This is a genomic window from Deltaproteobacteria bacterium, from assembly GCA_016183235.1.
In the GTDB taxonomy this organism is placed as follows: domain Bacteria; phylum UBA10199; class UBA10199; order DSSB01; family JACPFA01; genus JACPFA01.
This window is the reverse complement of the sequence record JACPFA010000003.1, coordinates 26144-39153: the sequence shown is the minus strand read 5'-3', so window position 1 is coordinate 39153 and position 13010 is coordinate 26144. Positions and strand designations below refer to the sequence as shown.

The 13010-nt window shown below is 44.8% G+C and carries 10 protein-coding genes; 4 read left to right on the top strand and 6 right to left on the bottom strand.

What is annotated here, in order from left to right; translation table 11 throughout:
* Positions 1 to 5: 5 nt before the first annotated feature.
* From HYU97_00545 to HYU97_00520, 6 genes are all read right to left on the bottom strand, one after another.
* Positions 6 to 242, bottom strand: coding sequence for a hypothetical protein (locus HYU97_00545; GenBank protein MBI2335241.1), 237 nt, complete (start codon positions 240 to 242; stop codon positions 6 to 8).
* A gap of 260 nt (positions 243 to 502) precedes the next feature.
* The gene (locus HYU97_00540; protein ID MBI2335240.1) at positions 503 to 2482 is read right to left on the bottom strand and encodes a hypothetical protein; all 1980 of its coding nucleotides are present in this window, start codon (positions 2480 to 2482) and stop codon (positions 503 to 505) included.
* Entirely contained in the window at positions 2479 to 4392 is a 1914-nt protein-coding gene (locus tag HYU97_00535) for a hypothetical protein (protein MBI2335239.1), read from the bottom strand. The genes HYU97_00540 and HYU97_00535 overlap by 4 nt, the downstream gene beginning before the upstream one ends.
* Positions 4393 to 4493: 101 nt before the next feature.
* The gene (locus tag HYU97_00530; GenBank protein ID MBI2335238.1) at positions 4494 to 5510 is read right to left on the bottom strand and encodes an AAA family ATPase; all 1017 of its coding nucleotides are present in this window, start codon (positions 5508 to 5510) and stop codon (positions 4494 to 4496) included.
* 12 nt (positions 5511 to 5522) lie between these two features.
* Entirely contained in the window at positions 5523 to 7781 is a 2259-nt protein-coding gene (locus HYU97_00525; GenBank protein MBI2335237.1) for a transglutaminase domain-containing protein, read from the bottom strand.
* A gap of 2 nt (positions 7782 to 7783) precedes the next feature.
* The gene (locus HYU97_00520; protein MBI2335236.1) at positions 7784 to 9052 is read right to left on the bottom strand and encodes a DUF58 domain-containing protein; all 1269 of its coding nucleotides are present in this window, start codon (positions 9050 to 9052) and stop codon (positions 7784 to 7786) included.
* A 420-nt stretch (positions 9053 to 9472) separates the two neighbouring features.
* Between HYU97_00520 and HYU97_00515 the strand changes: the two genes are divergently transcribed.
* The 4 genes from HYU97_00515 (at position 9473) to HYU97_00500 (ending at position 12666) form a co-directional block, all read left to right on the top strand.
* Positions 9473 to 9994, top strand: coding sequence for a sigma-70 family RNA polymerase sigma factor (locus HYU97_00515; GenBank protein ID MBI2335235.1), 522 nt, complete (start codon positions 9473 to 9475; stop codon positions 9992 to 9994).
* Entirely contained in the window at positions 9991 to 10536 is a 546-nt protein-coding gene (locus tag HYU97_00510; protein ID MBI2335234.1) for a hypothetical protein, read from the top strand. The genes HYU97_00515 and HYU97_00510 overlap by 4 nt, the downstream gene beginning before the upstream one ends.
* Before the next feature lies 1 nt (position 10537).
* Positions 10538 to 11089, top strand: a complete 552-nt coding sequence (locus HYU97_00505) for a hypothetical protein (GenBank protein ID MBI2335233.1) — start codon at positions 10538 to 10540, stop codon at positions 11087 to 11089.
* 140 nt (positions 11090 to 11229) lie between these two features.
* Positions 11230 to 12666 carry a serine/threonine protein kinase gene (locus tag HYU97_00500; GenBank protein MBI2335232.1) on the top strand — a complete coding sequence of 479 codons (1437 nt, stop codon included), beginning with the start codon at positions 11230 to 11232 and terminating at the stop codon, positions 12664 to 12666.
* The last annotated feature ends 344 nt before the right edge of the window (positions 12667 to 13010 follow it).

Sequence of the window (13010 nt, the reverse complement as noted above, 5' to 3'; positions counted from 1 at the left end):
GGGTGTCAAACAATGTTTTTATTGGTTTCGAGTTCTGTGAGCATTTCGTTTAAACTATCGCGAATTGCGGCTTCTTGAATGATTTCTATCCTGCCACCATACAAGTTACGCAAGGTTTTGACTAAGAGGTCAAAATGGCCGTTGATCTTTTCTAAATCGGTGTCGCTTAGGCGATCCCATTTGTTTTGAAGCTTAAGTTTTAATTCGGGCCATTGGGTTTCGAGGCGATTGGGTAAAGACATGTTGCTCAAATACTCCTACAAGATTTTGGTGTCAACATAAACGGGGTAATCAGAAATTAAGTAAAAGAATTGGGGTGGGCTTGTTGAGGAGGCCATCGCGGAAGCGGCGGGCCCTTCATGTGGGTCAGCGGGCATGGAAAACCGCGGCCCGCCTGGCGGGAACGCGGAAGGCTTCCGTGCCCGCTGACCCCATGAAGGTCGCCGCTGGAGCGCCGGCCGACGAAACAAGCCTGCCCCAATTCTTTTACTTAATTTCTGATTTAATGAGTGGATTTTAACAAATCTTGAATAGCTTCGGTGCCAGAGCTTTTGGTGGGGGCACCGTTTAAGGTGTTGACGTCGAGTTGAGACAAGTCGACTTTGGGGGAAAAGGCCTCTTGAATGAATTGGCTCACAGTTTTTTCAACGGATTGATCTTTGCTGCCAACTTTAATTTCACTTTCGGTGCAGTGAATGGCCGAGTGGTAATCGTCTTGCAAGCATAGCGAAAGTGCATGCTCATTCGAACGAATGTGTAATTCAATGCCTTGACGGTTAGATTGCAAGCGAGGGCTTTGCTTTAATAAATTCAAAGCTTTTTTGGTGTGTGTGCCTGGCTCAGTGGTGAAGTGAACAGGAATGGGGATTTGATAAAAACGTAAGTAAAGGGGATTGGATCGCAAAATTTCAATATAAAGATTTTTTTGCGAAGCCAGCTCACCTTGTTTGCCATTGGCAACGGCCAATAGCGTTTTGAGTAAATCCCTTAGCATGGCTTCTTGGGGTGGAAATTTGGCTAGAGCCTCTTCGCTTAAGCGGATGGTTTCCGAATAATTATGTTCATAAAAATTAACTTGGGCCTTAAGGGTCAGATAATAGGGTTCGCTTTTGTCCAGCAACCCAGTTTCATGGGAGAGACTTTGTTCAATAGCTTTAAGAAAAGGCCCTGAGCCTGTCACCTCTAATAGGCCACCAACGAGCCAAAAGGGTATGGTGCCACTGATGCCGGAGTAAGAAGGATAGGGCGTAACTATTAAGGCAAGGTGATCTTTGACCTGTAATAATTTTTTTAATTTTCTTGCGACCGTAAAGCGAGTGAAGCGAATTTCTAAAAGATGAAAAAATGTTTTGAATTTTTCTCGATAACTAAGTTGTGGCATTTGAGCTGCTAATTGTTCTTCATAAAGTTTTAGCATGAGATAGTAAAACCCTTCGTGGGTGAATTCATCAAATTGAGGGGTCACACTGGTATTGCCCGTGCGATCAGGTAATTCGTAGCTTTCTTTGGCAAAACGATAGGCCTCTTCCATACGGCCCAGCGCCAATAATAATTGTGATACTCCTTCTAAAAAATCGCCGCGGCTTAGTTCTTCTTCTAGGCCGCTAAACCCACGGTGTACGTTGGCAGCTTGAGTAGCGGCTGAAAGGGCCTCAGCATAGCGTTGTTCGAGGGTATATTGAGAGACAAGATGTTCCCAAACGGAACCATAAAAATCGGTGGGGTAAAGGGCCCCTTTTCTAGCGATTTGTTCTGCACCTTCATGATCGAAAATAGCAAATTTGGCGATGTGGGTGTTGGAATAAATGACCATCGATTCTGATTGCGCAGTGGCTTCACTACAAACTTGGTCGCTTTTTATTCGGTCGTTGAGGTCGGCGGCAATGGCGCATAAGGCATTGAGGGCGATCGATTTGTTTTCAGGTGTATCAGTTGCGATGACTTGTTCAGCCACCGCCGTGGCCTCTGCATGGCGATGTAATTTTAAAAGTGGCCAGATTTTTTGAACTTCGAGTTTAGGATCATACAAACTATCATAGTGGGCAATCATATCAAGAGCCTCTTGCGGGCGGTCGAGGTTGGTGAGGGCCTCGATTTTTTCTTGATAGGCAATCGAATGCCATTTCACACAGTTGGTGGTAAGCGGAGTTACCCCGCATTGCGCTTCGGTGTATTCAATGGCCTTATTATAATAAAGTAAGGCGCGGGTGGTGTTGCCTTCATCCGTGCGAGTGAGTAGCCCCAACATTAAATAAGCCACCGGGCTTTTTGCATCTTTGGCCATGACTTCTTGAATCAGTTTGCGGGCCTGAACGTCTTTGCCTTTTAGATAAGCTTCGTAGCTGGCCAGTTCTTCAGAGTAGACTTTGAGGTCGCCTCCTTCGGCATGACAAAGTTGACTGGTTAAGATGATAAAAATGGAAAATAAGATTAAGATGGATCCCGGCTCAGGGCCGGGATGACGAGGTGTCGTAAACCTCATGGGGTACCTAGTAAGTTTTGAATTTGTTCAGAACCAATGCCTTTGGTGGGGACGCCATTTAAGGTATTTACATCGAGTTGAGAGAGGTCAATTTTTGGGGCAAAGGCTTCAACCAAAAACGATTGCACTCCTTTTTCTACTGTGAATTGCCCATTTTTATCGTTTTTAACATCGCTGCGAGTACAATGAATCATCGAATGATAATCGTCCATCAAGCAGATAAAAATAAAATCTTCACCCGATTGAATATTAAGATTGATACCATGCGCATCATTTTTAAAACGAGGGCTTTGTTTGAGTAATTGATAAGCGGTATTTGAATATTTTCCAGGTTCCACCGTAAATTTTACGGGAAGTTTCAGTTGAAAAACCCGCAAAAAACTTGGGGTGGAACGAAGCAGTTCAATGTATTGGCCTTTCATAACCTCATATTGCCCCAATTGATAATTGGAGTAGGCCAGCAAAGTTTTTAGTAAATCACGTTGCAATCTTTCTTCAATCGGGAGGTTCTCTAGGCTGATTTTTGCCATTTCTACAGTTTTAGAGTAATCGCCGTTTAAGAATCTTTCTTGAGTTAAAGCGGCTAGATAATAGCCTTTGCTTTTATCCAGCAATTCGGTTTCGCGAGCCTGGGAAGTTTGGAGGGCGTGTTCGAAAACTCCGTCGCCAGTAATTTCACATAAGCTCCCTACCAACCAATAGGGTAAAGTTTCTAAAGGGCCTAAAGACGGTGGGTAGGGCGTGACCAACCGAACTAACAAATCTTGTTCTTGCAACAATTTTTTGATTTTCTTTTGCAGTAAATAACGGGTGAATTTGATTTCGAGTTGTTTGCCCATGGTTTTTAATTTTTCTTTCCAGGTCAGTTGAGGATAGGCCTCGTTCAAATATTCGGCATAGGTTTTGAGCACCATGGAATAATAGGCATCATTCATGAGTTGGTCAAAGCGCGGGTTGCCACTCACTTTCCCGGTGCGGTCGGGCAATTCATGACTTTCGTGAGCCAGCCGATAGGCATCTTCAGGGCGCCCGAGGGCGAAAAGCAATTGCGAGATGGCATTAAGAAAATGGGCCCGGCTTAATTCTTCTTTTAAACCACTAAACCCGCGATGAACTTCCGAGGCCTGTTTAGCAGCCGAGAGGGCTTCTGAAAATCGATTTTCTAAGGTGTATTGGTAAATGAGAATTTCCCACGCACTGCCATACATGTCATTGGGCAAAGTAGTGCCATGGCGGGCCACTATTTCAGCGGCGGGTAGATCAAAGATCGAAAACTTTGCAATGGCGGTGTTATATTGAATCACCATCGAATTAATTTTACCACCGGCTTCGGTGCAGACTTGATCGCTTAAAATTCTTTGATTGCGTTCAGAAGATAAAACACAAAGGGAATTTAAACCATGAAGTCGATCGGCCGTGACTCCTTCTTTGAGTATTTTGTTGGCAAAAACTTCAGCTTCGTCAAGGCGGCGCATTTTGATTAAAGGCCAAATCTTTTGTTGATCAAGTTTAGGATTATATAAAGTGTCATAGTGCATAATACTTTCATAAGCCTCTTGAGCGCGATCAAGGCTCTTGAGGGCCTCGATTTTTTCTTGATAAGCAAGCGAATGCCATTTGACACAATTGGTGGCTAAGGGAGTTTTTCCACATTGGGCTTCGGCAAATTCGATTGATTTTTTAAAATAATGCAGGGCGCGGGTGGTGTCGCCCTCATCTTCGCGCGTGAGTAAGCCTAATACAAAGTAAGACACCGGGCTTTTGCTATCTTTTTTAAGCACATCGTTGATCAACGTGCGGGCCTTGACATCTTTGAATTTTAAATAAGCATTATAGGCGTCTAACTCTTCGGGATAGACCTTCATGTCTTGTTCTTTGGCGTAAAGGGGTAGGGTGAAGAAAAAGAACAAAACAAGTGAAAGATAGACAAATGGATGCCGGATCAAAGTCCGGCATGACGGCAAAACGTCATTCCGGGCTTGTCCCGGAATCCATCTATGACATGAGCCGTTCATTTCTTTAAAGTACTCCGTGCTAAATGTTCCAACACTGGTTTTGCAGCTTGATGAATGATTTTTTCTTTTTCGGTAACGCCATGTTTGAATTCCAAACGATGGATGAGTAAAGGGATGAGGAGGGCCTCAATATCAGAGGCTGAGATGAAGTCGCGGCCATCCAGCACAGCCCTGGCTTGTAGGGCGGGGATCGCCAATACCATGGCGCGAGTGCTGGCCCCTTGTAAGATGCTCGGTTCTTCGCGCAAGGCCCTAAAGATATCGACCAGACAAGCCATTACCGCATCCGAAACCCGCACGTTTTCTCGAATAAATGCCCGCATATTGAGAATCTCTGTGCGGCTTACTTTGGGGAGATCGGGCGCCAAGCGATCGGTGTTCCATTTGGTCAACACTTCAAATTCAGCGTCGCGGGTGATGTGCTGCATGCGTACTTTGAAAAGGAAACGGTCGAGCTGTGCCACGGGCAGGGGATAGGTCCCCACTAGATCAAGGGGGTTTTGGGTGGCGATGACGAAAAAGAGGTTATCAAGTTTGTGGGTGGTGTTATCAACGGTTACCTGTTTTTCAGCCATGGCTTCTAAAAGGGCGGATTGAACTTTAGGTGAGGTGCGGTTGATTTCATCGGCCAACACAACATACGAAAATAAAGGCCCCGCCCGAAAATAAAATTCATTTTTGGTAGAATCAAAAACCATAACTCCGGTGATGTCGGAAGGAAGCAAGTCAGGGGTGAATTGAACTCGGCGAAAATGGGGAATGTCATCTTTGACATCATCAAAGATGGATTCTCCTAAGGCCTTGGCGAGTGTCGTTTTACCGGAACCTGGGTAATCTTCTAATAGCACGTGGCCGTCGCCTAAAAGGGCATAGAGGATGATATCAATGACGTCGTCGCGTCCCTGCACCGCAGCCTTCATGCGGTCGTGTAAAATGCGGGCGGTTTCTCGCACCGTATCTAAAGAATTAATTTTAGCAGACGGGTTCCATTTTGAAGCGGCTACCTGATTCATGACTTGACTCCTTTATTTAATTCGAATCCATGACAATGGATTGATGATCGTAAGGATCATCTTCCACCAAACTTTTTTAGCTTTTATTTCGGTTTTAATTTCTTTCATGAGTTGATGCAAAGATGCTTCGGGCAAATGGGGCGGTTTGCCTAATTTTAATTGTAAAAAACTCCAGGTGAGTTTTTCTAACGCTGGGATTTGGGCGGCTAGCCGCATGGCAAATTCTTCTCGGGATTCTCCAAACGGGCGACGTACTCCTAAATAAAGTAAACGGTCTAAGGTGCTACGATAGGCTTTGCGTATTTTGTCGCGAGGTTCGCCCCAATTCCATCCCCATAAGCGATACATCTTAAAGGCATAGCAAAAACTAAGCCCAGTGACTGCCAAAGCTAGTAGACCTTTCCAAAGGTATTGGGCCAAACTTTTAAGCCAGGCTAATTTTTTTTCTAATTCTTTTTTTTCTTCTTTGGTGACTTCATCTTCCGGGGGTTTATTTTTGCCGGTTTTAGCGATTTGCCCTAAAGTGGTTTGTAAAGATTGACTGGGTTCAGATGTGGGAGGGTCCAAAAAGTTTTGTAGAGGGATGTCCATGACAATCCAGCCAAAGGGTTCTAAATAAATTTCGGGCCAGGCATGGGCGTCTCTTTCCATGAGCGCTAAATTTTCGCCTTTTTCGCGGCGCTTATTAGGCGCGGCATAGCCGGCACCTACCCGCGCGGGGATCCCTAAAGTACGGGCCAGAAAAACAGCAGCATGAGCAAAGTGCACGCAATAACCGGTGCGATTGCCAAATAAAAAAGAAGCGGTGGGGTCTTGAGCGTCGGCGTGGTCGCTTTGTAAACTGTAATAACCATTTTTTCCCAAGTAGTAGACAATGGCTAACATCCTCGCAAAGGGTTTGTTGCGATATTCGGGTTTAAGCGTTTTAATAATTTCATCAGCGAGGTCTTTATAACGATTGTCTTTGGGGACTTCCAAATACAGCTTCATTTTAGCTTCGTCCCATTGGGGGATTCGCAAATCATTTTTAAGTAGGTTTTCTAAATCGGTGTTGGGTGCCCAAGAATAAACCTGATACGCCCCGGTAAAAAAAGTTGGGTTGGGATTATCCAAGCGCCCCATCTCCACCGCATTGGCCAAACCAAAGGGCTTGGTGGGATCGACTAATAAAAAGATTTTGGTAGGTAGGTAAAAATATTCTTCAGGATTTTTATAGTAAGTGGTTGCAACTTTGCTGGAACCTTTTGTGGGCAGGCTCAAAAAAATATCTTTGTCTTCGGAAGATTGCACTAAACGATGACCATTGAATTGACTAAAGGCCGTTTGGCGAAAGTAATAAACCCCCAGCGGTGACGTGTAATCATCTTCAAACTGCACAAGGGCAATGGGCAAATTTTGATTTTGACTGGCATAACTATTTTTAAAAGGCATTTCGTTGGGGTTGTTGCGCCCCGAACCGCCTTGAGATTGCCCGCCTTGGTTTCCATCTTGATTGGGGTCTTGTCCACCCTGATTACCTCCGTTTTTTCCAGAAGAGTCTTGGCCCTGGCCGCGGTGCAAGCTGCGTGGGTCATTGGCGGTTAGGCCAAAGGTGTCGTCGCGTGGAATCATGTTGATGTTTTTGTCTTTGAAAATCAAAAATACGCTTAACCCGATGATGAGAATCATCAGAACTTGTGCCGTCGCTCGCAAGAAGCGGCGGGTTTTAATCATCATCATGGCAGCGCCGGTGAATAAGAGCGCACCAATCACCAATAAAATAATGACGGGGTTAATGCCCAAATCCCACGCAAAGTCAGACAAGTAACGTGGGCGATGCAAAGAAAAATCTCGATGGGTCGAGAGCTTCCAGACGAAGAAGCCGGCTAACAAGCTTGCCTCTAAAACATTAAATACTGGCCAATAAAGGGCCAGCGCCCGTAGACAAAATAAAAACCCAAACGTCGTGAGCCCAATATTGACGAATTCACTCACTTTGAAAGTATTTTCTACGCCAATGGCATGAGCTAAACTTTCTGAATTTAACAGCAGACTTTCTAGGCCTATGCCTAAAAACAATAGGCCTAATCCAATGGCAAATACGGCAATCGGTTTTAGGTGGGTGCGAATAATCCAAGGAACTTGTGTTGCAGCACTGATGGCACCCAATACGCCAGCCACGGTTCCGAGCGGGCTGGTAAAGTCTCTTAAGGTTGCCCCCGTGACGACCGTGTAAAGCATCACCTTGAGTAAAAATAAAAACCAAGGTTCTCGGTATTGAGGGGTATTCATGGTTATTCCAATTGTTGATGGGGTACTAAGGTTCCAGTTTTATAATCAACGACATCAACATTAATACGGTGCCCGCGCAAGGCTTGAAAAATATCTTTAGACCTTTGAGTTTGACGTTGAAAGTGTTCGTCGGTTTCTAAAAAATAACTCTTCCAGTGTTTTTTTAATTTTTGATCGCGAAAGCCATCGATCGAGATCAACACCGTCAGGGGTTGGCTGCGGTTTTTGGCCAAATGCAAAGCCGTTGCAAGCCACGGCCCTGGTTCTGGAGGTGCAAAGATAATGCAGTTGGCTTTGTTAGTGTCGGGATCTTTTGAAAAGAAGGATTCTAGGTTGTTGGCAGGTGTTGGGGCATGACTTGAAGTGATGATCATTTTTTTGGCTTGAGTTTTTTCAGTGGTGGGCAAGTTGTGCCCATCGGTAGAAAAAACAAATTCTTCACCCAACAAACCTTTTTCTAAGGCATACCAAGCGGTTTGGGCAGAGGGTTCATCGCGGGGGCCGCTAATAAGATAAGCAAAAGTTTTTTTACGATGGGAGATGGCCTTTTCAGGGGTGCGCACCATCAATTTGCGATTGCGCCCATAGACTCGCCACAAGATGCGGTTGACAGGGTCCCCGGGCCCGTAGCGCCTCATCTCAATATAATCTCCCACGGGTGAACCCTCGGGGTGAGAAATTTCATCACCCATCGAAAATAATTTCAATGCCTCGTTGATCCCAATGCGTTGAACGTTGGGTCGTATCAATACAGTTTGGTTTAAAGTAAAACGCCACGCAAATTTTACTAAGCCCAATAAATCTCGAATATAAATTTGGCGAGTGACTTGGGTTGCTTCGACACGTCTTTTGGCCAATACATATTCATGCAGTTGGTTCCAACGTTGCTCGAGGTTGGCTTCGATTTGTTCAGGGGAAAGCCAGCGAATGGAATATTCTAGGCTGGGTGTAAAAAACAAACGTTTGAGTTTAAAGTTAGTCCAAAAAGTAGTTTGAGTCTCGCCTTGAATGGGTTTGAGAGATTGTTTTTTGTAGGAGAAAAAGAAAAGGAGGATGCCAATCAAAAGTTGCAAAAGTGACACCGCCAAAAGAATGCCAAGGCCTATGCACAAAACGAGCAATAAAAAATCTTGGCGGCCGGCAACATAAAAACGCCATAGTGCGTAAGTGATGAGCGTCAAAAAGAGCCCCAACCCACTCAAAGGTATAACGCCCCACAGGATTTGTAACAGACCTTTTGCATAACCTATTGCGCGGCCTAATGACTGCATGATTCTGTCATTGCGAACCCTTTAGGGTGAAGCAATCTCCTCTGTTTAACCGGTGAGATTGCCACGCCCGTTGGGCTCGCAATGACACCATTACTATGTTGGACATAAGTTACGATTATAAGGGAGCCGCGGTTTTAAAAAAAGGAAAACCCTATCCTTGCCCCCAGGCATTCGCCTGAGTTAAAGTACCATTGGGTTATGCAAGTAGTAAAGTAAACCCCAACAAAAAGAGATGGCCACAGATGATTCCTAAGAGTTTTCGAATAGTTAGCGATTCTGGCATCATTTTTTGAGTCCTTTTAATGTTTATTTGCTTTTTAGAACCCACTTAGACGTTTAAGGTTAAATAAGTGGTTCATTATTTTAACTTTTTTGGAGCGCACTGAGTCCTAATCAATAGGGGTTCTGTGTGTTTTTATTTTGGAAGAGGATCGAAAATACATTGAAGCCGTGTTGGCAGGTAGCCAAGAAGCCTTTGAACCCCTGGTTGAAAAATACCAGCGTTCGGTTTTTTTCACCGCTTTACGGTTTTTGAGAAATCAGGAAGAGGCCGACGATATTACCCAAAAGGCCTTTCTTCGCGCTTACCAAGCTTTGGGTAGTTTTCGCTTTGAATCCTCTTTCAAAACATGGCTAACGACGATTGCGGTGAATTTATGCAAAAACGTGGTGCGTGCGCGACGCATCATGGTGGAGGTGCCGGAGGCTTTGAGTGACGGTTCCGAAGAACGACGACAAGAGGCAGAAGAAGCCGGGGATCGCAAAAGCCAGTTAAAAAAGGCTTTAGAAAATTTGCCGGAGCGACAAAAAGAGGTGGTGATGTTGAGAATTTATGAGGAGATGCCGTTTAAAAAGATTGCGGAAGTTTTAGAAAGTACAGAAACGGCTGTCAAAGTTAACTTTCACCATGCCATGAAAAGTCTAAAAGAGTGGATACAATGAAACCGGAATTTTGGAACCAACAAAAACAGCAAATCATGGAGTCGATCCGTGATTTAAACGAATATGGGGCCTTGATTGAAGAATTAAAGGCCTTAGATTCTGAGTTGCAAGATCCCGGTGAATTGTTCTTTGCACGCCAACGGCGCGCCATCATGAAACAAATTGCCGAAGAGCCGCAACGCATTACTAAAATTACTCGCAGCTGGCAATATTTTGCCAAACCACTCTTGGCCATGGCTGCAGTTTTAATTTTGGCCTTAACTTTACAGTTTGATTTTTTTAATCGGCCCGGTGGCAATCAACGCGAATGGTTGGCAACCTTACAAACTTTGCAAGAAACGGGCTGGTTTGAAGAAGATCAAGATCTGCCCCTAGAAGAATTGAACGATCAGCAACTCGACAAACTAGCCTATAATCTTGCAGGAAAGATCGACCTTTCTGGATCAGCGGTAGACGAAGAGCTGGATATCCCCGATTTACAAGATGACGAATTAGATGTTTATATTAAATTTCTAGAAACTAAAGTCGGAAGGGGGACCTAAAGTGAAAAAGTGGATTGGGTTTTGGTTGATGGTTGTTTTGAGTGTGGTGATGATTCCAGGCTGGGTGATGGCTGAACCGGTAGACAAGCTAGAGAGGGTCAATTCGCTCATTGCCACCCGGATTGCCGATGTGTTGGATTTAGAACCTCACAAAGCCGATCGCTTGCGGTTTGTATTGAAAAAATATCAATTAAGAAAATTAGAATTGCGCCGTCAAACCGCTGACCTTACCCGACAATTGCAAATGGCTACCAAGGCGGGCAATAAGCAAGAAACCGAGCGCATCTTAAATGCCATTCGCCAAAGTCGTTCCGAACTCAAAGGCATTGACGATGCTCAGATGCAAGAATTGGGGCAGTTTTTAACCCCTACCCAACAAGCTAAATATTTGTTGGTCGTTGATGACATTCGCAAAGAGATTCAAAGTTTGCGCCGGGGTGGCCTGGAGGGTGACACGGGAGGTAATCGCAAGAATGTACCACCACCTTATCCTGGTGCTTATCAAGAACATGGGCAGGATACGATTCATTTGGGTAACCCGTGGGGATATTAGGACGATCATAAATCTGTCATTGCGAGCCCAACGGGCGTGGCAATCCCATCGCTTAAACAGAAGAGATTGCTTCGTCCTGCTGGGCTCGCAATGACAGACAGTTTGTCACAGCTTCCATTTTGAGTTAACATAATGATCATATGTCGGAATTTCAGCCTCAAATTTTTGGTAAGTATATTTTGTTAGAAAAGATTGGGGTAGGTGGTACGGCCGAAATTTACAAGGCCAAGACCTATGGGGCCAAAGGTTTTGAGAAGATTGTAGCTATCAAAAAAGTCTTGCCCGAATTTTCCAATCAAGCTGATTTTATTAATATGTTGGTGAATGAGGCCAAGGTGATTGTGCAACTCTTTCACCCCAACATCATTGAAGTGTACGACCTGGGTTGTGAAGCCGACTGTTATTATTTTGCCATGGAACTTGTCGAAGGGGTTGATTTAAAGAAATTATTGCAACGGGTGCAGGCTCGGGGGTTAAAATTAAGCTACGATGTCGTGGCGTTCTTGCTCAGCGAAGTTTGCACCGGGCTGCATTTTGCCCACCATAAAAAAGATGCCAATGGACAGGCCTTAAGTATTATTCATCGCGACATAAGCCCCCACAATATTTTGGTTGGATTTAACGGCGAAATTAAAATTACCGATTTTGGTATTGCCAAGGCCGCCCTATCAGCCAACCTCACTCAAACCGGCGTGTTAAAAGGTAAATTAAGTTACATGTCACCCGAACAAGCAAGTGGCGGGGTGGTGGATCACCGGGCAGATATTTTTGCAACGGGTTTAGTGTTGTATGAATTGCTGGCCGGGAAAAAATTTTTTGATGGTGAAAGTATTGGCGAAGTATTGTCGGCGATTGTGAATATAGCTATGCAAGCAGATGCCTTGCCCCAAGATGTCCCCTTAGAACTCAAAAAAATTGTAGTTCGAGCCATGGCCAAAGATGCCAAACAACGTTATCAAAATGCTGGCGACATGGCCGATGATCTTTTGAAATTTTTGCATTCCAATTATACCGGGTTTAGTCGTAGGCGATTTACCAGTTTGGTAGAAGATTTATTTCGAGAAGACATTAAAATTCTTCAGGAGAAAACCACCAAGATCGCTGAGATTACCTGGACTGGTTCACAATCTGCACTAGGGGATCGTTCAGTCTCTTTTGTTTCTAATATTTCAGTAGTGACCGATGTTAAAGGTAAAAAATTTCGAAGTTCAATGCGTTGGTGGATAGGCGCGGTGTTGCTCATGATATTGGGTGGAGGGATAGGGCTTTGGCAATGGCAACCGTGGCAGCAAGCGCCCATGCTGAAGGGCGGGGTTCCGTCGATCTTGGTTGCGCGTTTAGATCGATTCATTCAGCCTAAAATAAAACTGTATCTTTATTCGAAACCTGCCGGGGCGTGGGTATTTCTCAATGGAGTGCAGACAGTTTATCTGACCCCCGCCAGTGTGGAGTTAAATCCTAAGATGAATTATCGGGTGCGTTTGGAAAAAGAAGGCTATGAACCATGGGAAGGCGAGCTTACTGTCGAAAAGCCCGACCAAATCAAAGAAGTCATGCTTAAAAAAATCCCACGCTAACCATGTCATTCTGAATCCAGCAGCGCTCCCTGTCATTGCGAGCGGTGTCATCCCCGCGGAGGCGGGGATCCATGATGGAAAAACAATCTTCCTTTTTATTCTTCAATTCATCTGCAAATAGAGTCACGTTTTTTCGAGGTAGGGAGAGGCCAATTCAGAGCCCGCGCCCGGTCGGCCTATGAGGGCCTCTGTCATTGCGAGCGAGCCCCATTGGCGAGCGTGGCAATCTCCAACATTTTAAAACTGAAGATTGCTTCACCCCTAAAGGGGTTCGCAATGACAGAAACTATCATAGGCCAACCTCTTGGTAAAAGGCTCTCAATTAGCCTCTCCCTACCTCGAAA